This is a genomic window from Arthrobacter psychrolactophilus, assembly GCF_003219795.1.
Taxonomy (GTDB): Bacteria; Actinomycetota; Actinomycetes; order Actinomycetales; family Micrococcaceae; genus Specibacter; species Specibacter psychrolactophilus.
Window position 1 is genome coordinate 422,761 of record NZ_QJVC01000002.1, and the last position, 24,268, is coordinate 447,028.

Annotated in this window: 20 protein-coding genes, 2 tRNA genes and 1 pseudogene; 9 read left to right on the forward strand and 14 right to left on the reverse strand. The window is 62.3% G+C overall.

What is annotated here, in order from left to right; all coding sequences use genetic code 11:
• The 6 genes from CVS30_RS04275 to CVS30_RS04300 all read left to right on the forward strand — a co-directional run bounded on the left by CVS30_RS04275 (nucleotide 1) and on the right by CVS30_RS04300 (nucleotide 5,151).
• Entirely contained in the window at nucleotides 1-972 is a 972-nt protein-coding gene (locus CVS30_RS04275; protein WP_110484054.1) for an aldo/keto reductase, read from the forward strand.
• Entirely contained in the window at nucleotides 969-1,973 is a 1,005-nt protein-coding gene (locus CVS30_RS04280; RefSeq protein WP_245934425.1) for an NAD-dependent epimerase/dehydratase family protein, read from the forward strand. Before CVS30_RS04275 ends, CVS30_RS04280 begins: the two co-directional genes overlap by 4 nt.
• 80 nt (nucleotides 1,974-2,053) lie before the next feature.
• Nucleotides 2,054-2,464, forward strand: a complete 411-nt coding sequence (locus tag CVS30_RS04285; protein ID WP_110484056.1) for a TOBE domain-containing protein — start codon at nucleotides 2,054-2,056, stop codon at nucleotides 2,462-2,464.
• Entirely contained in the window at nucleotides 2,461-3,276 is an 816-nt protein-coding gene (modA, locus tag CVS30_RS04290; RefSeq protein ID WP_110484057.1) for a molybdate ABC transporter substrate-binding protein, read from the forward strand. The genes CVS30_RS04285 and modA overlap by 4 nt, the downstream gene beginning before the upstream one ends.
• Nucleotides 3,254-4,096: an ABC transporter permease gene (locus CVS30_RS04295; protein ID WP_110484058.1), complete on the forward strand. Its 843-nt coding sequence runs from the start codon at nucleotides 3,254-3,256 to the stop codon at nucleotides 4,094-4,096. The genes modA and CVS30_RS04295 overlap by 23 nt, the downstream gene beginning before the upstream one ends.
• Nucleotides 4,093-5,151 (forward strand): sulfate/molybdate ABC transporter ATP-binding protein, encoded by a 1,059-nt coding sequence (locus CVS30_RS04300; RefSeq protein WP_110484059.1) that lies wholly within the window; start codon nucleotides 4,093-4,095, stop codon nucleotides 5,149-5,151. The genes CVS30_RS04295 and CVS30_RS04300 overlap by 4 nt, the downstream gene beginning before the upstream one ends.
• 152 nt (nucleotides 5,152-5,303) lie before the next feature.
• Here the strand turns inward: CVS30_RS04300 and CVS30_RS04305 are convergent.
• The 6 genes and pseudogenes from CVS30_RS04305 to CVS30_RS04330 all read right to left on the reverse strand — a co-directional run bounded on the left by CVS30_RS04305 (nucleotide 5,304) and on the right by CVS30_RS04330 (nucleotide 10,529).
• Nucleotides 5,304-5,380 (reverse strand) — tRNA-Met (locus CVS30_RS04305).
• A gap of 73 nt (nucleotides 5,381-5,453) precedes the next feature.
• Nucleotides 5,454-6,230, reverse strand: a complete 777-nt coding sequence (locus tag CVS30_RS04310; protein ID WP_110484060.1) for an enoyl-CoA hydratase — start codon at nucleotides 6,228-6,230, stop codon at nucleotides 5,454-5,456.
• Between the two features lie 42 nt (nucleotides 6,231-6,272).
• Nucleotides 6,273-7,232, reverse strand: a pseudogene (mmsB, locus tag CVS30_RS04315) (3-hydroxyisobutyrate dehydrogenase); the annotation flags it as partial.
• Nucleotides 7,233-7,255: 23 nt separating this feature from the next.
• Nucleotides 7,256-8,314 (reverse strand): enoyl-CoA hydratase/isomerase family protein, encoded by a 1,059-nt coding sequence (locus CVS30_RS04320; protein WP_110484133.1) that lies wholly within the window; start codon nucleotides 8,312-8,314, stop codon nucleotides 7,256-7,258.
• An 18-nt stretch (nucleotides 8,315-8,332) separates the two neighbouring features.
• On the reverse strand, nucleotides 8,333-9,469 hold the full coding sequence (locus tag CVS30_RS04325; RefSeq protein WP_110484062.1) for an acyl-CoA dehydrogenase family protein: 1,137 nt from the start codon (nucleotides 9,467-9,469) through the stop codon (nucleotides 8,333-8,335).
• 106 nt (nucleotides 9,470-9,575) lie between these two features.
• Entirely contained in the window at nucleotides 9,576-10,529 is a 954-nt protein-coding gene (locus CVS30_RS04330; RefSeq protein ID WP_110484063.1) for a cytochrome b/b6 domain-containing protein, read from the reverse strand.
• A gap of 258 nt (nucleotides 10,530-10,787) precedes the next feature.
• Between CVS30_RS04330 and CVS30_RS04335 the strand changes: the two genes are divergently transcribed.
• Nucleotides 10,788-11,324: a MarR family winged helix-turn-helix transcriptional regulator gene (locus CVS30_RS04335; RefSeq protein WP_110484064.1), complete on the forward strand. Its 537-nt coding sequence runs from the start codon at nucleotides 10,788-10,790 to the stop codon at nucleotides 11,322-11,324.
• A gap of 16 nt (nucleotides 11,325-11,340) precedes the next feature.
• Here the strand turns inward: CVS30_RS04335 and CVS30_RS04340 are convergent, their stop codons facing one another.
• From CVS30_RS04340 to CVS30_RS04350, 3 genes are read right to left on the reverse strand one after another with little or no spacing between them, the layout of a single operon-like run.
• On the reverse strand, nucleotides 11,341-12,204 hold the full coding sequence (locus CVS30_RS04340; RefSeq protein WP_110484065.1) for a crotonase/enoyl-CoA hydratase family protein: 864 nt from the start codon (nucleotides 12,202-12,204) through the stop codon (nucleotides 11,341-11,343).
• Nucleotides 12,204-14,384: a 3-hydroxyacyl-CoA dehydrogenase NAD-binding domain-containing protein gene (locus CVS30_RS04345; protein WP_306418753.1), complete on the reverse strand. Its 2,181-nt coding sequence runs from the start codon at nucleotides 14,382-14,384 to the stop codon at nucleotides 12,204-12,206. The genes CVS30_RS04340 and CVS30_RS04345 overlap by 1 nt, the downstream gene beginning before the upstream one ends.
• 4 nt (nucleotides 14,385-14,388) lie before the next feature.
• Complete coding sequence (locus CVS30_RS04350) at nucleotides 14,389-15,606, reverse strand: acetyl-CoA C-acetyltransferase (protein ID WP_110484067.1); 1,218 nt, start codon at nucleotides 15,604-15,606, stop codon at nucleotides 14,389-14,391.
• A gap of 139 nt (nucleotides 15,607-15,745) precedes the next feature.
• On the opposite strand from CVS30_RS04350, the gene CVS30_RS04355 reads away from it, so the two are divergent.
• The gene (locus tag CVS30_RS04355; RefSeq protein WP_110484068.1) at nucleotides 15,746-16,885 is read left to right on the forward strand and encodes an AI-2E family transporter; all 1,140 of its coding nucleotides are present in this window, start codon (nucleotides 15,746-15,748) and stop codon (nucleotides 16,883-16,885) included.
• Nucleotides 16,886-16,904: 19 nt separating this feature from the next.
• Here CVS30_RS04355 and cls read toward each other — a convergent pair whose 3' ends face one another.
• The 4 genes from cls to CVS30_RS04375 all read right to left on the reverse strand — a co-directional run bounded on the left by cls (nucleotide 16,905) and on the right by CVS30_RS04375 (nucleotide 22,018).
• Nucleotides 16,905-18,371: a cardiolipin synthase gene (gene cls, locus CVS30_RS04360; RefSeq protein WP_110484134.1), complete on the reverse strand. Its 1,467-nt coding sequence runs from the start codon at nucleotides 18,369-18,371 to the stop codon at nucleotides 16,905-16,907.
• A 109-nt stretch (nucleotides 18,372-18,480) separates the two neighbouring features.
• Nucleotides 18,481-19,980 carry a leucyl aminopeptidase gene (locus CVS30_RS04365; RefSeq protein ID WP_110484069.1) on the reverse strand — a complete coding sequence of 500 codons (1,500 nt, stop codon included), beginning with the start codon at nucleotides 19,978-19,980 and terminating at the stop codon, nucleotides 18,481-18,483.
• A gap of 41 nt (nucleotides 19,981-20,021) precedes the next feature.
• Nucleotides 20,022-21,575 carry an AbgT family transporter gene (locus CVS30_RS04370; RefSeq protein ID WP_110484070.1) on the reverse strand — a complete coding sequence of 518 codons (1,554 nt, stop codon included), beginning with the start codon at nucleotides 21,573-21,575 and terminating at the stop codon, nucleotides 20,022-20,024.
• Nucleotides 21,576-21,640: 65 nt separating this feature from the next.
• Nucleotides 21,641-22,018: an SHOCT domain-containing protein gene (locus CVS30_RS04375; RefSeq protein ID WP_110484071.1), complete on the reverse strand. Its 378-nt coding sequence runs from the start codon at nucleotides 22,016-22,018 to the stop codon at nucleotides 21,641-21,643.
• 190 nt (nucleotides 22,019-22,208) lie between these two features.
• On the opposite strand from CVS30_RS04375, the gene CVS30_RS04380 reads away from it, so the two are divergent.
• A complete protein-coding gene (locus CVS30_RS04380; protein ID WP_110484072.1) occupies nucleotides 22,209-24,044 on the forward strand; it encodes an SLC13 family permease in 1,836 nt (611 codons plus the stop codon).
• A 65-nt stretch (nucleotides 24,045-24,109) separates the two neighbouring features.
• Here CVS30_RS04380 and CVS30_RS04385 read toward each other — a convergent pair.
• Nucleotides 24,110-24,183 (reverse strand) — tRNA-Met (locus tag CVS30_RS04385).
• Nucleotides 24,184-24,268: the final 85 nt, after the last annotated feature.

The window sequence follows — 24,268 nt, forward strand, 5'->3', positions numbered from 1 at the left end:
ATGTTGTACACGCAATTGGGCCGCAGCGGCCTGTCCGTTTCCGCGCTTTGCCTAGGCACCATGAACTTCGGTCCCCACACGGAGGAGGCCGATGCCCACAAAATCATGGATCAGGCGCACGAGGCCGGGCTGAACTTCTTTGACACGGCTAATGCCTACGGTGGCAACGACCGTCGGGGCTGGACCGAGGAAATCATCGGCCGCTGGATTGCCCAAGGCGGCGGCCGGCGGGAACGGACGGTGCTGGCCACGAAGGTCTACGGCAACATGACGGACTGGCCCAACGATTCGAAGTTATCAGCCCTGAATATTCGCCGGGCCCTGGATGCGAGCCTGAAGCGGTTGCAAACCGACCACATCGATCTGTACCAGTTCCACCATGTTGACAGGGATACCCCGTGGGATGAGATCTGGCAGGCGGTGGACGTCGCGATCCAGCAGGGCAAGATCCTGTACGCCGGCAGCTCGAATTTCGCTGGCTGGCACATCGCCTCCGCGCAGGAAGCGGCCGCCCGCCGTCCCGTCACGGGCCTGGTCAGCGAGCAGTCCATCTACAACTTGATGGAGCGCAGCGTGGAACGCGAGGTCATTCCGGCCGCCCAGCACTATGGCCTGGGGCTGCTGCCGTGGTCGCCGCTGCACGGAGGACTTTTGGGCGGGGTCTTGCAAAAACAGCACGACGGCGTCCGCCGGGTCGAGGGCCGCGCCGCCGAGGCACTGGACCAGCACCACGACGCCATCGCTGCCTTCGAGGCTTTCGCTGCTGGGCTCGGTCATGCACCCGGCGACGTGGCGCTGGCCTGGCTGCTGCATCAGCCGGCCGTGACCGCACCCATCATTGGCCCACGCACCGCCTCGCAGTTGACGGCCGGGCTGCGGGCTCTGGAGATCTCCCTCGATGAGGCCGCCTTGGCCACACTCGATAAGATTTTCCCCGGCCCCAAGACGGCGCCTGAGGATTACGCCTGGTGAGCGGCGTCGATGGCTCTCTGCTGACACGGCCGCGAGTGCTCTTTATTGGCGGCACGGGCATCATCAGCACGGCCTCCGTGGCCAGGGCCGTGGCACTGGGATACACCGTCACGGTGCTCAACCGCGACAGGAGCCGCACGCGGTCGGTTCCGGCGGGCGTCGAGATCATTGTGGCGGACATCCGGGACGCCGCGGCCGTTGCGGCCGCACTGGGCCCCCGGACCTTCGATATCGTCGCCGACTTTGTCACGTTCTTGCCGGAACAGGCACGTGCCGCCGTAAAGCTTTTCCAGGGCCGGACCGCGCAGTACATCTTTATCAGTTCCGCCTCCGCGTACCAAAAACCGCCTGCCCGGCTGCCCATCACCGAGTCAACCCCGCTGCGAAACCCTTTTTGGAGATACTCGCGGGACAAGATTGCGTGCGAGGAGGTCTTCATGGCCGCCTACCGTGATGACGGATTCCCGGTCACGGTGGTCCGGCCCTCGTCCACGTACGACAACACACGGCTTCCGCTGCTTTTTGGCTGGACAGATGTTCACCGCATGCGGGAGGGACTACCCGTGATTGTCCATGGCGACGGTACCTCCCTGTGGACGCTGACGCACACCGACGATTTCGCGGTGGGACTTGTGGGGCTTTTCGGGCTCTCTGTGGCGGGCGAGGCGTTCACCATTACCTCCGACGATGTCCTGCCGTGGGATGCCGTGTACCGAAGCGTGGCTGCTGCTGCCGGCGTCAGCGATCCGGTGCTGGTGCATGTGGCCAGCGATCGGATAGCTGCCGCAGCACCAGATCTTGGCCCGGGACTCTTGGGCGACAAGGCTCACTCGGTCATCTTCGACAATGCCAAGATCAAGTCCCTCGTGCCAGCATTTGGCACCCGGGTTCGTTTCTGCGATGCAGCCGGTGCCATCCTGGCCTGGCACCTCGCACATCCGGAGGCGTGCGTGGTGAACAAGGAGGACATGGCACTCTCTGACCGTTTGGCCGCCCACTAGCCAGCGATCACACAGACTGCAATCGCATTTGAGGATTCACAAAGCTTTATTATCCGTATATGAGGATATAGACTCGCCCTATGACCCTCATTCGAGTTTCCGAAGCGGCCAGATTCCTTGGCGTCAGCGACGACACCGTCAGACGCTGGCTCGACAATGGCACGCTCAAGGGCCAGAAAGATGAACGCGGAAGAATCGTCATCGACGGGATCCAGCTCGCAGCCCTCGCGAAATCGCAGGCCTCGCTCCCGGATGATCCCACCGGCGTGGGCAGCTCGGCCCGCAACCGTTTCGTTGGCCTCGTGACGAACGTCATCATGGACAAGGTCATGGCCCAGGTGGAACTCCAATGCGGACCGTTCCGGGTGGTATCCCTCATGAGCAGCGAGGCGGTACGCGAGCTAAAACTGGAGCCCGGCTCGGTGGCTACCGCGGTCGTTAAATCGACAAATGTCATCATCGAAGTCCCGAACGGTGGCTACGGATCATGAAACTCTCCCTCGCATCGTTGGCGGCTCTCGCCAGCTGCCTCCTCCTCGGCGCAACGCTGGCCTCCTGCTCTAGTGCCGGCGATACCGCATCCGCGTCGCAGGAAAGCTCGGCCGCTGGCTCTGCAGTTCCGGAGCTTTCCGGAACACTGACGGTCTTTGCCGCGGCGTCCCTGAAGTCGACGTTTACCGAGCTCGCCACGGCCTTCGAAACCGCTCATCCTCAGGTCAAGGTGTCCTTGAACTTTGATGGATCCGCCACGCTTGTCACGCAGATCACCCAGGGCGCCCCGGCCGACGTGTTTGCATCGGCCGATACCGCCACGATGGCCAAGCTCAGCGAGGCGAAGCTGGCCGCGGGGACGCCAGTGGATTTTGCCAGCAACGTCTTGACCTTGGTGGTCCCGCCTAGCAATCCGGCCAATATCGCATCCTTTGCCGACGCGGCCAAGACCGGCACGAAATTGGTCATCTGCGCGCCCAAGGTTCCCTGCGGTGCTGCCGCGCAGTCCGATGCCACAGCGGCAGGGCTGAGCTTGCAGCCTGTCAGCGAAGAACTGTCCGTAACGAGTGTGCTCGGCAAGGTCACCTCGGGAGAGGCTGATGCCGGCCTGGTCTATGTCACCGACGCCCGGGCCGCCCAAGACAAGGTCACAACCATTCCCCTTGGGCTGGCATCGCCCACCGTCAACGAGTACCTCATCGCCGCCGTCAGCAACTCTGCCCACGCCGATCTTGCCGCCGCCTTCATCGCCTTAGTGACGGCGCCGGAGGGTCAAAAGGTCCTTCAGGATGCCGGCTTTGGTGCTCCTTAGCAGGCGGAGCCCTCGCCGCGAGAGCCGGAATTTTCAGGCGGTCCCCCGCTGGATCTTCCTCCTCGCGGCGGTGGGCGCGCTCTTCATTGTGCTGCCGCTGCTGGGCATGGTCGCCAAGGTTGACTGGGCGCATTTCATCCCGCTCGTCACCTCGGAGGCATCCGTCGCCGCGCTGCTCCTGAGCCTCAAGACGGCCCTCGCCAGCACAACCCTGTGCATCATCTTCGGCGTGCCTCTGGCCTTGCTCCTGGCCCGGACACGTTTCACGGGCCAAGGGATCGTACGCGCCCTCGTGCTCTTGCCCCTGGTGGTCCCGCCTGTTGTGGGAGGCTTGGCGCTGCTGTACACCTTTGGCCGCGAGGGCCTGATTGGCTCATCGCTGCAGCTTCTTGGCATCGACATCGCTTTCTCCACGACTGCTGTGGTCATGGCGCAGGCCTTCGTCGCCCTGCCCTTTTTGGTGCTCAGCTTGGAGGGCTCCCTGCGCACGGCCGGCCAACACTACGAGGCCGTCGCCGCAACCTTGGGCGCCCGACCCTCCACCGTCCTGCGCCGCATCACGCTCCCCTTGGTCCTGCCGGGCCTGATCTCCGGGTCCGTCCTGGCCTTTGCCCGCAGCCTCGGGGAATTTGGCGCGACCCTCACCTTCGCCGGTAGCCTGCAAGGCGTCACCCGCACCCTGCCGCTGGAAATTTACCTCCAGCGCGAGAGCGATCCCGACGCCGCCGTCGCCCTCTCCTTCCTCCTTATCGCGGTGGCCCTCGTGGTGGTCGTGCTCGCCTACCGCAGCCCCCGCGCACCACGGCAGGCCACGCCATGACCCTAGATCTTTCCCTGACCCTGGCGGCCCGACATCTCGAGCTGCACCTCAGCCTGGGCCCCACCGAGACCCTCGCCATTATGGGTCCCAATGGGGCCGGGAAGTCTACGATCCTGCAGGTTCTGGCCGGTCTGGTGAAGCCCGACGCCGGACACGCAACTTTGGGCGATCGGCTCTTGTTCCGCATGGGTCACCATGGCAGGTGGTTGCCGCCTCATGAGCGTGGCATCGGCCTGCTCGCCCAGCAACCCTTATTGTTCCCGCACCTCACGGTTGTCGACAATGTGGCGTTTGGTCCGCGCAGCACCGGCGCCTCAAAAGCCGCAGCCAACGCGAGCGCTCACGAGTGGCTGCGGGAGGTGGCCGCGGAGGACTTTGCCGCACGCAAGCCCGCCGAACTCTCCGGCGGGCAGGCCCAACGTGTGGCTCTGGCCCGCGCCCTCGCCACCGATCCCGAACTGCTCCTGCTCGATGAACCCATGGCGGCCCTGGACGTCAACAGCGCACCGTTCCTGCGCAGTCTTCTCAAACGAGTTCTTGCGACGCGCCGCGCCATCATCGTCACGCACGACATCCTCGACGCGCTCATGCTGGCCGACCGCGTCATCGTGATCGAGGACGGACGCATCGTCGAGGACGGCCCCACGGCCACGGTGTTGACGCACCCGCGCAGTGCCTTCGCCGCCTCGTTGGCGGGCCTGAACGTTCTCAGCGGCACTCTGAACGCAGAGTCAGTCATCACCTCCGACGGCGTCACGGTCACCGGCCGCCCCGCGGGCGACTGGGGTCCGGCGCAAGGGGAGATGGCAGGACTGGCCGCGTTCCCGCCGTCGTCCGTCTCTGTCTTTCTCACACCACCTCAAGGAAGCCCACGCAACGCCTTCCCCGTACGGGTGGAGGCCTTGGAGCCACAGGGCGGGCATATCCGGGTGCGCGCCGGGCTGCTCGCGGCCGACGTCTCCCCCGCGGCCATCGCCGAACTGGGAATCGTGCCAGGATCCGAGGTTTTCTTCGTGGTCAAGGCCGCCGAGGTGCTTTTATACCCTGCTGGCTAGCGTCCCTGCGAAAAATGCCATAGTTGGGCATTCTCGCCATAAGTCGGCCTATAGCGAGAGTGCCCAGCTATGGCGAAAACGTCTAGCTATAGCGGTTTTTACACGGGAAAACGAAAAACCCCCGACCGTCTGGCCGAGGGTTTTCCTCATCATGGTTGCGGGGACAGGATTTGAACCTGTGACCTCCGGGTTATGAGCCCGGCGAGCTACCGAACTGCTCCACCCCGCGTTGCGTCCTCAACAGTACACGCCTTTTGCCCAAACACCAATTCGAGAGGCCCCACGCCATGATTTGGGGAGTTTTAGCGGTGTTTGAAGACCGCCGGGCGCTTTTGCGTGAACGCCTCCATGCCTTCCTTTTGATCCTCCGTGGCAAAACACGAGAAAATGCCGCGCCGTTCGTGCCGCACGCCTTCGGCCAGGCTGCTCTCGAAGGCAGCGTTGACGGCCTCCTTGGCGATCATGGCGACGGGCTTGGACATCGAGGCAATCGTGGCGGCGGTGGCCAGGGCATCCTCGAGCAACACGTCCACGGGCACCACACGGGCCACGAGTCCGGCCTGCTCAGCCTCCACGGCGCCCATGACGCGCCCCGTCAACACCATCTCCATGGCCTTGGCCTTGCCGATGGCGCGGGTCAGGCGCTGCGAGCCGCCCATGCCCGGGATGACGCCCAGCTTGATTTCGGGCTGGCCAAACTTGGCGTTGTCGGCGGCGATGATGAAGTCGGCGATCATGGCCAGCTCGCAGCCGCCGCCCAGGGCGTGACCGGCGACGGCGGCAATCAGGGGGGTGCGCACGCGCGCCAGTTCGTCCCACGCGGAGAACCAGTTGGCCTGGTACATCTCCACGGAGGACTTGGTGGCCATCTCCTTGATATCGGCCCCCGCTGCAAAGGCCCGGGAGGAGCCGGTCAGGACGATGGCGCCTACGCCGGGATCGGCGTCGAACGCCTGTGCCGCGGACAGAATCTCCTTGCCCATGGCATCGCTCAGGGCGTTCAAGGCCTCGGGGCGGTTGAGCGTGATCAGGCCGACCCGATCGCACTGTTCGACAAGGATCAAGGAGTACTGCGTCATGAAAGTTCCGTTCGCTGAAGGGTCAGAATGGACTGAAGGGCTCTAGCCGCGGTGCTTCGAGGCGGCCCTGATGGTGTTGATGATGCCAGAGAAATCGGTGGTGTCCCCGCCGCCGAGGGAAAACTCGCGGTAGATTTCCTCCGCCGCACGGCCCAGCACGGCGTCGACGCCCGTGGCGTTAAGCGCCTCCACGGCCAGCCCGAGATCCTTGGCCATGAGGGCTCCGGCAAATCCGGGCTGGTAGTCGCGGTTGGCCGGGCTGGTGGGGACCGGGCCGGGCACGGGGCAGTTGGTGGTCAGGGCCCAGCACTGTCCCGAGGCGTTGGCTGCGACCTCGTAGAGGGCTTCGTGCGTGAGCCCCAACTTCTCCCCGAGCACAAAGGCCTCGCTGACGGCGATCATCGAGACTCCGAGGATCATGTTGTTGCAGACCTTGGCGGCTTGTCCGGCTCCTGGCCCGCCGCAGTGCACGATGCGTTTGCCCATGACCTCAAAGATGGGTGCCGCGGCGGCAAAGTCGGCCTCGGATCCGCCCACCATGAACGTCAAGGTTCCGGCCTCGGCGCCTACGACCCCGCCGGAAACCGGTGCGTCCAGGCCGCGGTGTCCGCTCGCGACGACCATCTCGTGGGCGGTCAGTGCGTCCTCAACGGAGATCGTGGAACATTCCAGGAACAAGGCTCCGGGTTGGGCCGCGGCCAGCAGTCCCCCGCCGGTTCCCTCGCCCTCGAAGGCGGCGAAAACATGTTTCCCCGCGGGCAGCATCGTGATGATGACATCGGCCCCGGCAGCAGCTTCGGCCGAGGATGCCGCAACCACCACGCCGGCCGCGGCGGCAGCGGTCAGCGCGGCCGGCACCACGTCAAAGCCCCGGACACGATAGCCGGCGCGCACCAGATTGGCCGCCATGGGTCCGCCCATGTGACCTAGGCCGATAAAGGCCACCCGGGTCTGGCCCGGATCAGACGTTACTAAGGATTCCTCGCTCATGGTCCAGCTCCTTCGCTTGTGCCACGTGGCTCATCTCACATATCGCCGGCGACGGGCGCCCGCAGTCCCAATTCCTGATCCCCCAAAGGCGCAAACACGCCGCTCACCAGCTCCTCCGGCACCTCGGCCAGGGACGCCGGCGCCCACCGCGGATTGCGATCCTTGTCGACCAGCTGCGCCCGAATCCCCTCGGCAAAGTCCGGCCAGCGCAGGGCCCGCAAGGCCACCCGCAGCTCCTGATTCAACGCCTCCTCGAGCCAGGACAGGGCCCGGGCCCGCCGCAGCGCCGCTAACGTCACGGTCACGGCGGTGGGTGACTTGGCCGCAATCGTCTGTGCAGCCGCCGTCGCCGCGGGATCACCCACGCGAGCCAGCCGCTCGAGGATGGTCCCGGCGTCGTCCGAGGCATACGCCGAATCGATCCACCAGCGTTCCTGTGCCAGCGCGGATTCCGGCGGCACCTGCCCATAACGTCCGACGACGGAACTCACGGAGCGCTCGGCCAGCTCGGCGACCAGCGTGGGCAAGAGGGCGGAGTCGACATAGTGATTGGCCAGGCCCATGAGAATCGCATCGGCGCCGCTGACCATGGCTCCGGTCAGCCCGGCATGCGTGCCGAGCTCACCGGGTGCGTGGGCTAAAAGGTATGTGCCACCCACATCGGGGACGAAGCCGATCCCGGTCTCCGGCATGCCGATGCGGGAACGTTCCGTCACGATGCGGTGCGAGGCGTGCGCGGAAATCCCCACGCCGCCGCCCAGCACCACCCCGTCCATGAGGGTCACAATGGGCTTGGGATAGCGGCGAATGCGGGCGTTGAGATGGTATTCATCGCGCCAAAACTGCTCGGACCCGCTCCCGCCGGTGCGGGCGTCGTGGTAGATCGAGACGATGTCGCCTCCTGCGCACAGGCCCCGCTCCCCGGCTCCGGAGATGAGGACGGTAGTGACGCCGTCGTCCGTTTCCCAGTCATCTAGGGCCTGCGCGACGGCCTTGACCATGGCGTGATTGAGCGCGTTCATGGCCTGGGGCCGGTTCAAGATCAGCTGCCCGAGCTGGCCGTGCCGTTCCACGAGAACTTCTGCATGCTCCATGTACTCATCCTCCACGCTTCAGCGCTCCACGGCCAGACGGCCCACGATCAAACGCATGATTTCATTGCTGCCCTCGAGGATTTGATGCACGCGCAAATCCCGGACCAGCTTTTCCAAGCCATATTCGCTGAGATAGCCATAGCCGCCGTGCAGCTGCAGCGCCTGGTTGGCCACGTGAAAACCAGCATCGGTGGCCACGAGTTTGGCCATGGCGCACAGCTTCACGGTGTCCGAGGCGCCGGTGTCGAGCGCCTCCGCGGCACGCCGGAGCATGGTGCGCGAGACCTCCAGCTCGGTGTCCATCTGGGCAATTTCAAAGAGCAGATGCTGCTTCTCGATGAGCGGGCCGCCAAAGGCCTGGCGCTCCTTCAGATACGCGATGGACTTCTCCAGCGCGGCCCGGCCACCACCTAGCGAGCAGGCCCCAATGTTGACCCGGCCGCCGTTGAGTCCCTTCATCGCAATGCCGAAACCGTCGCCCTCCGCGCCCAGCCGGTTCCCGACGGGGATGCGCACATTTTCAAAAACGACCTGCCGTGTGGGTTGCGCCCGCCAGCCCATTTTCTTCTCGTTCGCCCCAAAACTCAGCCCGGGTGCATCGGCGGGAACCACGACGGCGGTAATCCCCTTCGCGCCTAGCTCGGCGGTGCGGACCATAACCAAATACCACGCCGAGGAACCGGCTCCGGAGATGAATTGCTTGCTGCCGTTGAGGACGTACTCCTCACCGTCGCGCACCGCCTTGGTGGTGATGGCGGCCGCGTCGGAACCCACGCCAGGTTCGGAGAGGCAATAACTTGTCAGCTCGGTCATGGCCGTGATGCCCGGCAGCCAGGCGCTGCGCTGCTCGTCGTTGCCAAAGGCGTCGATCATCCAGGCAACCATATTATGGATGGAAATGTAGGCGGCGATCGTGGGGTCCACGGCGGCCAGTTCCTCAAAGATGAGCACGGCATCGCTGCGGCTCAGCGCCGATCCGCCGAACTCCTCCCCCACGTAGATTCCGCCCATGCCCAAGGCGCCGGCCTGGGCCAGCACGTCCACGGGGAAAAACTTTTCCTCATCCCAGCGGGCCGTGTGCGGGGCCAGTTCGTGCAGCGCAAAATCCCGTACCATCTCCACCAGGTCTGCTTGGTCCGGCGTGAGATCGTTCATGGTGCCTCCTTAGGCCGCGTCATTGCGGCATGCGGTGCGTGGCGGCTACCCGGGTAAGGGGCCACCGAGTGGGCGGGGCCGCTGTGGTGCGGTCCCGCCGTCGTGCTTATTTTGTCACTTTACCCATCAACGAGGCGACGGGGCGCAGGAACAGCGGCTGGGCCAGGAACCAGGCGGCCGCCATGACCACGAGCGAGCCGGCAAAGATGCCAAAGCCCCACCAGTTGACCACGTCGGAGGAGGTGTACATGTGGTTGAGGTTACGTAGTGCGCCGGTAGCCAAGACGAGCGTCACGTGCACCACGATGAAGAACACAAAGTAGAGCATGACCGGGAAATGGATGGCGCGAGCCGTGGTGATGGGGTAAATCTTGTTCAGCGTGGTGGCCTTCTTAGGCCAGGCGCCGGACATGCGCAGGCCCGTGAGAATGGCCAGCGGGGCGGCGATGAAGACCGTGATGAAGTACGTGAGCAGCTGCAGGCCGTTGTAGTTGACCCAGCCGTTATCGGTGGGCCAGTTCAGCGACAGGTACTGCAGTCCGGCCGAGATGGCGTTGGGGAACACATCCCAGCTGGTGGGCACGATACGCATCCACTGGCCGGTGGCGAAGAGCACCACGACGAAGATGATGCCGTTGAGCACCCAGAGGGCGTCGAGCGTCAGGTGGAACCAGAGGTCAAGGCTGATCTTCGTGGGGTTCCCCGGGGTCTTGATGAGGCCCTTATTATTGCGGATCCAGTGCGCGGCCGGGCGCTTGGTGGTGCGCACCTGCCAGCCCGAGCGGATGATCAGCAAGATGAAGAACATGTTCAAGAAGTGCTGCCAGCCCAGCCACGCCGGGATGCCCACGGGTGCGCTGGCGGGCAGTTCGGAGTGGCCCGGGTAGGTGGCCATGAAGGACTTCACACCATCTAGGCTCATCAGTCCGCGGGCCACCAGCACCGCGACAGCTAGGAGCACGATCAGGGCGCCGGCGGAGACGCCAATTCTGCTCCACAGGCCGAGGCCGTTCCAGCGCGCGGCAATGGCGGCGCCCTGCTTGGACTTGGGGGTCGACATGGTCTAGAACCTCTTTCGGGAACACAGCTTCTCGCGCTGGCGATACTGTTCGTACGTTGACATCTATTGTCTCAGTCTCTGTACTACGCCGGACTACATGGAACGTCTCGTTATGTAATACGCGACGGCCCCGACTTCCCTTGAAGAATACTAGGCACCACTAGTATTTGCTAGGTATCCCAAGTAAATTATGGGCAGACCCGATTATTCACCGCCACGAACCAGCCACGCCGCCGCACATTTTCGGAAGGGACCACCATGGCACCCGCATCTCCGTTGCCCATGGACCCCATTGCCGAGGCCAAACGCCAGTGGGTCGCACACGGCTGGGCCGATACCGCCGACGCGATGGCAGCCTTCTCCTCCGTCATGCGCGCACACCAGCTCATGTACGGCAGGGTGGACGCGGCTCTGAAACCACTGGGTTTGTCGTATGCCCGGCTGGAACTTTTACGGCTGTTGTCCTTCACGCGCGACGGCGCCCTGCCGATGGCCAGCGCTAGCGCCCGCCTCCAGGTGCATCCCACATCCGTGACAAGTCTCGTGCACCGCTTGGAAAAGGACGCCCTGGTACGCCGGGAGGCCCACCCCTCCGACGGACGGGCTACCCTGGTGGTGTTGACCGACGCCGGGCGTCAGGTGGCAGAGGAAGCCACCACTGTGCTGAACGCCGAGGTGTTCGCCAACCCCGGCATCCCCGCCGCCGATCTACCAGTCATGACCGCGATCCTGGCCCGCTTCCGGCGCAACTCGGGTGACTTTACGGACCCGGTGGAATACCCCGAGCCCCTGTAGCCCCCGCAAGCCGACGCTATTTGCCGGTGAATACGCCCGGCCGGCCCTCACCCAGCGCCGTCACGGCCTCGATCAAATCTTCGCTGTGCAGGAATGAGCTGTTCCACAGCGCCACGTGCCGCAGCCCGCGCGCAATGTTCTCCTCACGGTCCTCGTTCAACACCATCTTTGTCCCGGCCACGGCCAGCGGGGAATTCGCGGCCATCTCCCCCGCCATCGCCAGCGCGGCCGCCATGAGCGCCTCCTGATCGGCAAAGACGTCGTTGACCAGCCCGATCTTCTCGGCCCGTTGCGCGTCGATATCCTTGGCCGTCAGCGCCAGCTCGCGCAGCTGCCCCTCGCCAATGATGCCGCGCAGGCGCTGCAGGCTTCCCACGTCGGCCACGATCGCGAGCCGGGCCTCCCGGATGCTAAATCTGGCATCCTGGCTGGCCAGTCGCACGTCGGCCGCGCTGATCAGATCCACCCCGCCGCCGATGCACCAGCCATGCACAGCCGCGATGACTGGCTTTCGACAGCTGGCCAGGGAGGTGACGGAGTCCTGCAGTCCGCGGATAATCCCGTGCAGTTCGCTCCGTTGCGCCGCCTGCGCCTGGGCACCGGGCCCCAGCTTTCCAAGCCAACTGCCCAGGACCTCCTGCACATCAAGACCCGTGCTGAAACTCTTTCCCGCCCCGGCCAGCACCACGGCGCGCACCGAGTCGTCGGCGTCGAGCGCGCCAAAGAGTTCCGGCAGCTCCGCCCAGAAGGCGAGCCCCATCATATTGCCGCGCCCCGGCCCGCACAGATGCACGACGGCGACACCCGGCGTGGCTGCCCGCGTCACCTTAAAAGCAAGCCAGTTGCGTGTGAACGCTGGGCCTTCGATCTGCTCTTCCATCAGTAGCTTTCACCCTTCTCGGCTTTGGCAACGAGGGAGCCCGGCGGTAGGAAGTGCTCACCGTAGCTCGCCGCCAGTTCCCGGGCACGGGCCACAAAGCCGGGCAGTCCGCCACGGTAGCCGTTGATGTATTGCAGCACGCCGCCGGTCCAGGCCGGGAAGCCAATGCCAAGAATCGAGCCGACATTGGCGTCCTCCACGCTGCGCAGCACACCCTCGTCGAGACATTTGACGCTCTCGAGCGACTCGGCGAAAAGCATGCGCTCCTGCATATCGGCGAACGGGATTTCCGCGGTGCCGCCGAAGTGTTCCTTGAGACCTTCCCAGAACCCGGTGCGGTGGCCGTCGGCGTACTTGTAGAAGCCCGCACCAGCCAGCTTGCCCGGGCGCGCAAAGTCCTCGATCATCCGATCCACGATCGCGTGGGCGGCATGGTGCTGGTACTTTTGGGGACCGCCGTCGTGCTCCAGACCAGCCTTAGTCTCCTTCTGGATCTTGGACATGAGGGTCAAGTTCAGCTCGTCGGCCAGCTGCAGCGGCGCTGCCGGGTAACCCGCCTGCAGCCCGGCCTGCTCGATGGACGGGGCCGCGATGCCCTCACCCAGCATGGCGATGGCCTCGTTGAGGAAGGTGCCGATGACGCGCGAGGTGAAGAAGCCGCGGGAATCGTTGACCACGATGGGGGTCTTCTTGATCTGTACGGCGAGGTCGAAGGCCTTGGCAAGCGTGGCATCGGAGGTGTTCTTGCCAGCAATGATTTCCAGCAGCGGCATCTTGTCCACGGGCGAGAAGAAATGCAGGCCAATGAAATTCTCTTGGCTGCGCACGCCCTCCGCGAGCTCCGTAATGGGCAGTGTCGAGGTGTTAGAGCCCAGCACGGCATCTGCGGTGAGGAGCTCTTCGATCTCGGCGAAGGCTTGCTGCTTCACGGCCACGTTTTCAAACACGGCCTCGATGACCAAGTCAGATCCGGCAAGGTCCGCGGCGTCTGCGGTGGGCGTGATCTTCGCCAGCAGGGCATCGGCTTGTTCCTGGGTTTGCTGACCCCGCGCCACAGCTTTGTCCGTGAGCATCGTGGAGTAGCTCTTGCCACGTTGGGCTGCCTCGAGACTCACGTCCTTGAGCACCACCTCCATGCCGCCCCGAGCGCAAACGTAAGCGATGCCCGCTCCCATCATGCCGGCCCCCACCACGGCCACCTTCTGGGCCGTGTACTTCTCGTACCCTGCGGGGCGGCTGCCGCCAGCGCTGATGTGGCCCATATCGAAGAAGAAGGCCTTGATCATATTGCTGGACACCTGCCCCGTGACGACCTCGGTAAAGTACCGCGACTCGATCTCAAGGGCAGTGTCAAAGTCCACCTGGGTACTTTCGACGGCGGCCGCCAAGATCGCGCGCGGGGCCGGGTAATTGGCGCCCTTGAGTTGCTTGCGCAGATTGGCAGGAAAAGCGGGAAGATTCGCGGCGAAGGCAGGGCTGTGGGGCGTTCCGCCGGGGATCCTGTACTGCGGCACGTCCCAGGGCTGGATGGCGTCGGGGTTGGCCTTGATCCAAGCCTTGGCCGCGGGGATTAGCTCCTGCTCTGACGCCACGAGCTCTTGGATGAGACCCACCTCGAGCGCCTTGTCGGGCCGGTACTTTTGGCCTTGCAGCAGAACCTTCATGGCCGCATCGGCCACGCCCATGAGCCGTACCGTGCGCACAATTCCGCCACCTCCGGGCAGCAGGCCCAGCGTCACCTCGGGCAGGCCGATGACGGATCCCTTGGTGTTTGCGGCAATGCGATGGTGCGCGGCCAGGGCAATCTCCAACCCACCCCCGAGGGCTGAGCCGTTCAGCGCGGCGACCACGGGGCGGCCGAGCGTTTCCAGGACCCGCAGCTGTTTCTTCACCGTTTGGCCGAGCTCAAAGATCGTGGCTGCATCCTTCGGCGTGGCGGCAATGAGATCCTTGAGGTCACCGCCGGCAAAGAAGCTCTTCTTGGCCGACGCCAGGATGACGCCGCTGATGTTTTCCTTCTCGGCGAGCAGCCGTTCCACCGTTACCTGCATGGAGGCGATGTAGTCCGCGTTCATGGTGTTGGCCGAGTGCTTCGGATCATCGAGGGTCAGGATGACAATGCCGTCACCGTCCTGCTCCCAGCGGATGGTGCGCACGTGGTTCATGGTTTCCTCACTCACTCGTTTAGACCCTCTCGATCAAGGTCGCCACGCCCATACCGCCGCCGATGCATAGGGTGACCACCGCCCTGCGTTTGCCCGTCCGTTCGAGTTCGTCGAGCACGGTCCCTAAAATCATGGCTCCCGTGGCACCCAAGGGGTGTCCCATAGCGATGGCGCCGCCGTTGACGTTGAGTGCCTCGTCGGGGATGCCGAGGTCCTTTTGGTACTTCAACACCACGGAGGCAAAGGCCTCATTGATTTCAAAGAGATCGATATCCGCCACGCTCAGGCCCGCCGTCTGCAGCAGCTTTTCCGTGGCCGGGGTGGGGCCAGTGAGCATGATGGTGGGATCGGCACCCGAGGTTGCCGTGGCCACGATCCGGGCGCGCGGGCGCAAACCCAGCTGCTCTCCCACTGCCGCGCTACCTACTAAGACCAGGGCCGCGCCGTCGACAATCCCCGAGGAATTTGCGGCCGTGTGAACGTGGTCGATCTTTTCCACGGCATGGAATTTTTGCAGTGCGACGGCGTCAAAGCCGCCTGCCTCGCCCATGACAGCAAAGGCGGGACGCAGCCCGGCCTGGGACTCCGGCGTGGACTCCGGGCGCATATGCTCATCGCGGTCCAAGACGATCAGGCCATTTTGGTCCTTAACAGGTATGACCGAGTTGGCGAAACGGCCCTCCTGCCAGGCCTGCGCGGCTAATTGCTGCGAGCGCACGGCATAAGCGTCGACGTCGACCCGGCTGAAGCCCTCCATCGTGGCAATGAGGTCGGCGCCAATGCCCTGCGGCACAAAATACGCATCGTAGTTGGTGGACGGGTCCATGGCCCAGGCTCCACCGTCGGAGCCGATCGGTACCCGGGACATGGACTCCACACCGCCGGCGATGATGAGCTGATCCCAGCCCGAACGCACCTTTTGAGCCGCGGTGTTGACGGCTTCGAGTCCCGAAGCGCAGAAGCGGTTGAGCTGCACGCCTCCCACGGTATTGGGCAGTCCGGCGGCAAGGACGGCGGTGCGGGCGATGACGGCGCCCTGATCCCCGACCGGTGAGACTACGCCCAGAATGAGATCGTCGATGAGGTTTTCATCAAGACCAGGGTGGCGTTCGCGCAGTGCCTCGATCAGTCCCACCACGAGATCAATTGGCTTAGTGCCGTACAGGGCACCCTTTTTGCCGCGGCCGCGTGGGGTTCGAATGGCGTCGTAGATGAAGGCTTCGGGTTGTTCACTCATGGGGGCTTCCTTCCAATGCGTTGGCACTGACACTAGCAGCTGGCCTTGACTGTACTTTTCCTGCCAAAACGCTCCGTCGACAGTTAGGATACTTGCAATGCCATTGGGGCATTTTTAGTGGCATTGAAATGGGTATTCCATGAGCTCATCACACGAATCATCGCTGCCGGAAACCGTTCCGCAGTCCTCGGGTGGCAAGGTTTTGATCAGCCTCGCGGCGGCCGTGATTGTCTTATTTGGGCTGAGCCGTATTTCTTCCATCGTTGGGCCGGTGTTTCTGGCGCTGGTCCTGACCATTTGTGTGTACCCGCTCAAACAACGCCTCATTCATCGTGGGATTCCGGTGGCCCTAGCCACAGTCTCTACGATTCTGGCCGTCTATGCCATCCTTGCAGCGCTCGTGGCATCGCTGTGGGTTTCCGCTGTCCAGCTCACTCGTCTACTGCCGCAGTACACATCTCAAATCACCGAGCTCGGAAATGATCTGCGGCATTTCCTGCATGACACCCTGGGGATCGGCGATGAGCAGGTCCAGACCATTATTAACTCGGTGGATCTGCGGGTTCTCTTAGATGCCGCATATTCCTTGCTGGGCAGTGTCATGAACATCGGATCCGGCGCAGTATTTCTCTTGTTGTTGCTGCTGTTCATGAGTGTCGATGCTAACTACTACCCCACGATCTTGAGCTCGGTGCAGGAGAAAAAGGCGTCGATGGTGACAGCCCTTGCAACCTTTGCCAAACTGTCCCGCTCGTTCATGGTCATGACCACCATTTTTGGGGCCATCGTGGCGGCGCTCAACCTGGCGTTATTGCTGATCCTGGGTGTCCCGGGTGCGGGACTCTGGGCACTCTTGTCCTTTGTCTGTGGCTTTATCCCGTTCATCGGATTTTGGATCAGCCTTGTCCCCGTGGCCATCATGGCGCTCTTGTCCGGCGGCCTGCCAACCTTGATCGGCGTCCTAGCTTTTTACGGGATCATCAATTCCTTGATCCAATCGGTTATCCAGCCAAAGTTTGTCGCTGGTTCGGTCAACCTGAATATGACCTTAACGTTCCTTTCAGTCATCTTCTGGTCCGCGCTCTTAGGCCCGCTCGGGGCTTTGATGGCGGTTCCATTGTCCTTATTCGCGCGAGCCATTCTGGTGGACTCGCACCCTCAGGCTGCCTGGTTGCGTCCCTTCCTCGGCGACATTGGTGAGGCCAAGGCACTCCTGGCGAGCCGTCGCGCTTCTGACAAAGCGGCCAAGTCTGTCAAGGCCGAACCCGCCGGAAAGTGATGCCGCGTTGGACGAGGAGCTATTGGAGGTTGGAGGTCAGCCTCGCCACACTGTCCCAGAACTTCTCCATGACCGGACGCTTGACCCAATCGGCCAGTTCCAGTTCACGGCTGTTGGCCCGGTAGCCGTCCTCAATGATGCGCAGTTGATCAACGAAGTCCGCACTGTGGATCAGCACCGAAATCTCCATGTTCAGGGAGAAGGATCGCACATCCATATTGGAGGAACCCACCACGGCCACATCGGAATCGATGCTGAAGTGCTTGGCGTGCAACACCTCGGGAGCCTTGTAGAGGTAGATCTGCACGCCGGCCCGCAGGAGCGCCTCATAGTAGGAGCGCTGCGCGTGATAAACCATGGCCTGATCGCCAATCTCGGAGACAAAGAGCTCCACCGACAGGCCTCGTCCGGCTGCCGTAATCATGGCCAATAGGACCGAATCCTCGGGGACAAAGTACGGGCTCGTGATGCTAACCCGTTCCGTGGCCTGATGAATCATGGCGACAAAAAGCTTGAGATTGTTGTCATTTTCAAAGCTCGGCCCGCTGGGTACCACCTGTACATCCACAAGGTGCGGCGCGGGGTTCAGCACCACGGGTGAGGTATCCAAGATCAGCAATTCATCCGTCTCGCTGTACCAATCGGTCACGAACACGGCGTCCAGTTCCCTCACGGCCGGGCCATGCGTGCGCATCATAAGTTCGTGCCAGCGCAGCCCGCGGGCAATGTTTTTCTTCTTGTTGTAGCTTTCGTGCACCAGGTTTTGTGAACCGCTGAAACCCATCTGGCCATCCACCACCATGAGCTTGCGGTGATTGCGCAGATCGATCCTGCTCCACTGTCCCTTCAACGGGCGCAGCGGAAGCATGGCATGATATTCGGCGCCCATCGCTTCCAGCCGGGCCAGTGTTGTTTTCCGTCCGGGGTTCATGAGCGAGGCCAGATGATCGGAGAGCACTCGCACGGTGACGCCACGTTGCACGGCCCGTTCGAGCGCGGCAAAGAACGGTTCCGTCGCCTGATCCGCCACCAAAATGTAAAACTCCACGTTGACGTAGCTGTGCGCCTCATCGATAGCCGCTGCCATGGCGGCAATCGAGCCGTGGTAATCCGGGAGAAGTTCGACGTCGTTGCCGCCTACCATGGGCAGCGCACCCAAGGTGCTGTTAAGGGTCACGAGCCCGGGCAAGCCCTGCGGCCAGTCTTCCTTGTGGCTGAGCTGGTCAAAGCCCTCGGTCCGTTCCAGGATGAGGTCATTGACGAACTTTTGTTTGTCCCTTCGGGACTTGGGTAGCCGGGAGAAACCCACCATGGCAAACGCCACAATGCCAATGTAAGGGATGAAGATAATCGTCAGCATCCAGGCGATGGCGGTGGCTGGACGCCGTCTGGCCGAAATATAGGCCACCGCAATGGCACCGAGGATGATGTGCACGGCCAATAACACCCAGGTCAGATGACTGGCATCACTGAACCATTCGCGAATACTCAAGAACGACGCTCCCCCTATTTAACCGTGAGCAACGGCGATCCCCGGAGGGATCGCCGTCACACCGCAGCTGATGCTGATTTTTCTAGACTAGGCCAGAGTCGGATTACTTCGAGTAGCTCGCGAGGAATTCACTTAACAATCGGGTCCCGTAGCCGGTCGCTCCGCGAGACCTCCACGAGTCGTCGATATCGCTTTTCATCGTCCCGGCGATATCGAGATGGGCCCAGGGTGTGCCCTTGACAAATTCCGAGAGGAATAAGGCCGCCGTGATGGCACCCGCGGTGGGACCACCCATATTGGAAATGTCTGCAATATCCGAGTCCAACTGGGCGCGGTAGCTGGCCTCCAACGGCAATTGCCACAGGGACTCCCCGGATACCTCGGCAGCGCTCTTGAGCTGTTCAATGAGGGGCTGATCATTGCCGAGCGTTGCCCCGACTAACGTTCCCAGGGCTGCCATGGCGGCGCCCGTCAGCGTGGCGATGTCGACAATGGCGTCGGGTTTTTCTTCCATGGCCAGGCACAGCGCATCCATCATGACCAGGCGCCCCTCGGCGTCAGTGTTCTTGACCTCGACGGTGGTTCCGTTGCGTGCCGTTAGGACATCGCCAAGCTTGGTGGCCGTTCCAGATGGCATGTTGTCCGTGCAGACAAGCCATGCGCTGACAGCTACCATGGCGCCCAGATCCCGCAATCCGGTCATGGCGGCCAGAACAGCAGCCGATCCGGCCATGTCCATTTTCATGGCCAGGTGCATGGGATCCGAGGGCTTGAGGCTGATGCCGCCGGAGTCGTACATGATGCCCTTGCCTACCAGTGCTACATGCCCCGTGGGCTCGCCTTCGGGAACATAGCGCAACACAATCAGGCGGGGTTCCTCCACGCTGCCGGCATTGACGCCGAGCAGTCCCCCGCAGCCCATCTCAATGAGTTGGGCCTTGTCGAAGCTCTCCACACCGAGCCCGAATTGGGGTCCTTGTTCCGTGGCAAAATCGGCATACTCCACCGCTGTCAGGTGTCCGGGCGGGTTATTGGCTAGGTCTCGGGCCAGCGCCGCAGACCTGGCCAGTACCTTTCCTCGGACGGCTCCTGCCGCCGCTCCCTCACCTGCCCCGATGATCTCAAGGCGTTCAACGGCCACATCCTTGGGCGCGCTTTTCAAGGCACTGTAGCGGTATCGGGCCAGCAGCACGCCTTCCACCACCGCCTGCCCGGCCAAGGTCCCGTCGACCCCATGCCCCTCGGGCAGGACCACGGCAATCCTGGCGTGCCGAGCCGCGGCACGGGCAAAGGCAGCTGCCACGTCCCGCAACTCATCGACAGTGCGTGCGGTGCCGCCTCCGGCACCAACCGCGATGACCGCCGTCGTGCCATCACCGGGAAGATAAAGGGTCTGGGCCGCCGCTCCTGTGAAGCCGGCGGCTACCAGCGCCACACGGTCAAGCCCGACTTCGGCTGGCACCTCCCCGTCGGAGGAGACAAAATATGCGACGGCGGACACCTCACCACTGGGGGCCGCGACGGCGGAGACAGTCGGGTCGAGCCCCAGTGAAGGCGCCGGATCGTAGGATTCGGGAATCAATTTGTTCGGTGAATGTGCCATGACAGGGCTACCCTTCGTAAATGATGAGATGACTGCGTGCGCTAGCTAGCGGGCCCCCACGGGATGCCCGTGACGAACCACAGCACCAGGAACGCCGTCCACACGACCACGAGCACCACGGTGTACGGCAACATCATGGCCACAATGGTGCCCACACCGGACTTGGGCCGGTATTTCTGGGCGAAGACCACGATCATGGCAAAGTACGGCATGAGCGGGGTGACGATGTTCATGGGCGAGTCCCCCACGCGATATGCGGCCAAGACCGCCTCAGGGTCGATGCCCAGACGCATGAACAAGGGAACAAAGATCGGCGCCAGGATGGCCCAGGCAGGTAGCCCGCCGGGCATCAAGATGTCGATAATCAAGGTCACGATGACAAAGCCAATCAACAGCGGGACCGGCCCAAATCCGGAGCTTTCCAACCAGTCAGCCATTCCCACGGCACCCACGGTGGCCAGATTTGTGTAGGCAAAGTAGGCGATGAACTGGGCAATGACCAAGAGCAGGAAGATCAAGCCAGCAAGGTTGGCGAAGGTCTTCACGATCGGATTGATGATGTCCATGCTGTTCTTGATCGTTCCGGCCCCGAGCCCATAGGCAGTACCGCAGCCGAGGAAGACAATCATGACCAAGAAGATAATGCTCTCGAGCAAGGGTGCGGCAACAATCAGGGAGCCTGTGTCCGGGTTACGCAGCGGCCCCCAGGAGGGTAGCGAGAGCAAGAGTACGACGGCGGCAATCCCGATCGCGGTGTACAGCGCCCAGCGTAGGCCCTTCTTTTCCTCCAGGCTGATGACACCATCTTCGTGCCCGGCGGATGGACCCTCGTAGACACCAAGTCGCGGCTCGACGAATTTATCTGTCAAAACGGTACAGATAATGGCCACCAAAACCGTCGAGGCGATACTGAAGTACAGATTGGCCGTCACGTCGAGGTTCCTAGCCGGGTCCATCATATGGATGGCCTCGTTGGTCACCTCTGTCAGCATGCCGTCCAGCGGCGTGATCAAGACGTTGACGCCAAAGCCGGCAGCAACACCGGAGAATGCGGCGGCGAGTCCGGCCAAGGGGTGTCTACCCAGGGAGTGGTAAATGGCTGCACCCAAGGGGATCAACACCATGTATCCGGCGTCGGTGGCGATGCTGGAGATGACACCCAGCAGGACAATGACGAAGGTGATCATGCTGGGATGTGTGACGAGGACGAGTTTACGAATCAACGCCGAAATCAGTCCGGCTTCCTCCGCCAACCCCACGCCAAGCATCGCCACCAGAATCACGCCAACCACACCAAAGTTGGTGAAGTTAGTGACCATGGAGGTGAACAGGAATCTGATGCCGTCCGCGTCGAGGAGGCTGCGGACCTTAGTAGTCACATCCTCGATTTCACCCGTGACAATGTTGGCGCTTTGGAAAGTAGCGCTGGCGCCGGCCACCGAGAAGATCACGGACAAGACCATGACCACGCCAATAAGAATTAAAAAGATGACGGCTGGGTGTGGGACTTTGTCCCCCACAACCTCAACGCCGGTCAGGAATTTCTCGAGAACTGATTTCTTTTGCGGCTTAAGCGCCGTATCTTTGCTGGCCATAATGTATCTACCTCGATGGTGAACATGGTGCTCTTATGACAAAGGAGAGGGAACCCGAAGCTGTTTTAGGCGAGTGCCTTGGCCTTGAGCTGGGCATATTCGGCGTCGGTGATGGTTCCGGCGTCCAGGAGTGATTTGGCGGCGGAAATCTGATCTGCGGGGCTCTGCGTTCCAGCCACCCGGCGCAGATACTCTTCGCCTTGCTGCTGCGCTGACGTTGCCGCCTTGACCTGACGTTGCGTCATGCCATTTCCTCGAACAATGATGTAAATGAGTGCCGAAATATAGGGCGTCACCAAAAGGAAGAAAATCCAAATAGCCTTGAAGATACCGCTTAGGCTTGAGTCGCGGAAAATATCGCCCACAATTTGAAATAGCAGAATAAGATAAGCCAGAAAAAGAAAGGCTATGGTAATTGACCAAAAAACTTCAAAGAACTGCATGCGATTTCCCCAATCCATAAGGCCTAGCGCAGGTATTGCGTTGCGACAGGCCAAGTACGGCCGTCTTTGCGACCTAGGTTTCACAGTAGCAGGGCAGCGATCTCCTGGATATAGCAAGAATGAGTAATTTACGAATATCTGTAAATCTTTCATGATTGCCCTTCGTACTGTTTTTCATTAGCCTTTGCCTATGAGCGATATCGCCGTACTCCTGACCATTCTGACAATTACGATTGTCATATTTGTGTGGAATAAAATACCCGTAGAAATCGTCGCTTTAGGCGTTGCGCTCCTACTCTTCGCCACGGGAATTGTCGATGCTACCGAAACGTTTTCCGGCTTTGGATCGCAAACCGTCATCTTGATCGCGGCATTGTTCGTGGTGGCCGAGGCTATCGACGCGGCCGGGATCACCACCTGGATGGGTGGCCTGCTGGTGCGTTTTGCGGGCACCAGCAAAGCTCGCCTGATTACCCTCATTATGGTCTTCACGGCCTTGCTCACCGCCATCATCAGCGTCAATGGGGCCGTCGCGGCACTGCTTCCGATGGTGGTGGTCCTAGCCGTGCGCCTTGGGCGGGAACCTGGACAGCTGCTCATGCCCATGGCTTTTGCAGCCCACGCTGGCTCACTTCTTGTCCTGACAGGATCTCCCGTCAACATCTTGATCCTTGAAGCCGCGCTCGACGCCACAGGTCAGGGCATTGGTTTCTTTGAGTTCGCCCTCGTGGGGCTGCCGTTGCTGGCCGGCACAATTCTGGCCGCCATCTATCTGGGGCCAAGGCTCCTTCCGCAGCGCGTCCCGGACGATACACCCAAGGATCTCAGTGACCTCCCGCAGGTATTGCTCGGCCACTACTGGCCCGAGGCGCACAAGCTCGCACGCCTACACATCCCTCCGGCCAGCACTCACGTGGGGCGTCCCATCAGTGGCGTCTTGCCAACTATTCGAGGCGGGGTGCATCTCATCACCGTCCAAAGCACCGACGGAAGGCCACTGACGCAGGAGAACTTAGACGCGGGGAACTTCCTAGTGGTACGCGGCACGGCGACGGATATCGCAGCTTTCGCTATCGAGCACGAGATGAGAGTGGAGGCCGACGGTGACTCCGGCATTGCCTGTGGCCTCGTCAGCAAGTCCTTTGGCGTCGCCGAGGTGCTGGTGGCCCCGCGCTCCAATCTGATCGGGACCAACGTCTACCCTGGAATGGTCACCCAGAGCGGATCTTTAGTGGTGCTGGCACACCAACGCTCAGGCAAGACTCCAGCCACCATCACCGGCGCCACAGCTCCCCGTCCGAAACCCCACAAGGTCAAGGCCGGGGATACGCTCCTCCTCCAAGGTAGCTGGCAGGCTCTGGATAAGCACACACAGGATCACAACGTGCTGCTCGTAGACTCCCCCGACGCGATCCGCCGCCAAACCGTCCCCCTCGGGCCGGGCGCCATTCCAGCGCTGGCGATCTTGCTCGGCATGGTCATCATGATGACCACCAACGTTGTTCCGGCTGCCGTGGCGGCCCTCCTCGCTGCCATGGCCATGGTGCTTAGCCGCGTCGTCACACTGGGGCAGGCCCACCGTTCCATGGCGTGGCAGACGCTCATCCTGGTCGCTGGCATGATTCCACTCTCGGCCGCCATCACCAAGACCGGCACGGCCACCCTCTTGGCAGACGGAATCGTGACCCTCACCGGTGGTGGCAGCCCGTACCTTCTACTACTGGGTCTGTTCATCGTCACGGCGGTGCTGGGTCAGCTCATCAGCAATACCGCAACGGCCCTGATCATCATCCCGATTGGCCTCTCAGTGGCGACAGAGGCTGGCCTGTCCCCCTTCACGGTACTCATGTGCGTCAGCGTAGCCTCAGCAGCCGCACTGCTGACACCCATCGCAACCCCCGCCAACATGATGATCATGCGCCCGGCAGGCTATAAATTTGGCGACTATTGGAAGTTTGGCGGCGTCGTCATGGTCCTTTATCTCGCCGTCGGCGTTTTCCTTGTCCCGGTTATCTGGCCCTTCTAAGCCGCGCCTGAGGTTGTTAAACAGAAAAGTCCCTGATCCGAAGATCAAGGACTTTTCTAGTGGAGTTGCGGGGACAGGATTTGAACCTGTGACCTCCGGGTTATGAGCCCGGCGAGCTACCGAACTGCTCCACCCCGCGATGTGATTATTACTTTACCGTCCATTCACTGTGCGGCCAAACTGAGAGCACGTGACCTTCGTCTCCCGTTAACTAGGACGCCCGG

Excerpts from the sequence above, each read along its gene's own strand:
- CVS30_RS04275 (WP_110484054.1), top strand. The coding sequence starts at position 1 with ATGTTGTACACGCAATTGGGCCGCAGCGGCCTGTCCGTTTCCGCGCTT.
- CVS30_RS04285 (WP_110484056.1), top strand. The coding sequence starts at position 2,054 with ATGACCCTCATTCGAGTTTCCGAAGCGGCCAGATTCCTTGGCGTCAGC.
- modA (WP_110484057.1), top strand. The coding sequence starts at position 2,461 with ATGAAACTCTCCCTCGCATCGTTGGCGGCTCTCGCCAGCTGCCTCCTC.
- CVS30_RS04295 (WP_110484058.1), top strand. The coding sequence starts at position 3,254 with ATGCCGGCTTTGGTGCTCCTTAGCAGGCGGAGCCCTCGCCGCGAGAGC.
- CVS30_RS04300 (WP_110484059.1), top strand. The coding sequence starts at position 4,093 with ATGACCCTAGATCTTTCCCTGACCCTGGCGGCCCGACATCTCGAGCTG.
- CVS30_RS04310 (WP_110484060.1), bottom strand. The coding sequence starts at position 6,230 with ATGACGCAGTACTCCTTGATCCTTGTCGAACAGTGCGATCGGGTCGGC.
- CVS30_RS04320 (WP_110484133.1), bottom strand. The coding sequence starts at position 8,314 with ATGGAGCATGCAGAAGTTCTCGTGGAACGGCACGGCCAGCTCGGGCAG.
- CVS30_RS04325 (WP_110484062.1), bottom strand. The coding sequence starts at position 9,469 with ATGAACGATCTCACGCCGGACCAAGCAGACCTGGTGGAGATGGTACGG.
- CVS30_RS04330 (WP_110484063.1), bottom strand. The coding sequence starts at position 10,529 with ATGTCGACCCCCAAGTCCAAGCAGGGCGCCGCCATTGCCGCGCGCTGG.
- CVS30_RS04335 (WP_110484064.1), top strand. The coding sequence starts at position 10,788 with ATGGCACCCGCATCTCCGTTGCCCATGGACCCCATTGCCGAGGCCAAA.
- CVS30_RS04340 (WP_110484065.1), bottom strand. The coding sequence starts at position 12,204 with ATGGAAGAGCAGATCGAAGGCCCAGCGTTCACACGCAACTGGCTTGCT.
- CVS30_RS04350 (WP_110484067.1), bottom strand. The coding sequence starts at position 15,606 with ATGAGTGAACAACCCGAAGCCTTCATCTACGACGCCATTCGAACCCCA.
- CVS30_RS04355 (WP_110484068.1), top strand. The coding sequence starts at position 15,746 with ATGAGCTCATCACACGAATCATCGCTGCCGGAAACCGTTCCGCAGTCC.
- CVS30_RS04365 (WP_110484069.1), bottom strand. The coding sequence starts at position 19,980 with ATGGCACATTCACCGAACAAATTGATTCCCGAATCCTACGATCCGGCG.
- CVS30_RS04370 (WP_110484070.1), bottom strand. The coding sequence starts at position 21,575 with ATGGCCAGCAAAGATACGGCGCTTAAGCCGCAAAAGAAATCAGTTCTC.
- CVS30_RS04375 (WP_110484071.1), bottom strand. The coding sequence starts at position 22,018 with ATGCAGTTCTTTGAAGTTTTTTGGTCAATTACCATAGCCTTTCTTTTT.
- CVS30_RS04380 (WP_110484072.1), top strand. The coding sequence starts at position 22,209 with ATGAGCGATATCGCCGTACTCCTGACCATTCTGACAATTACGATTGTC.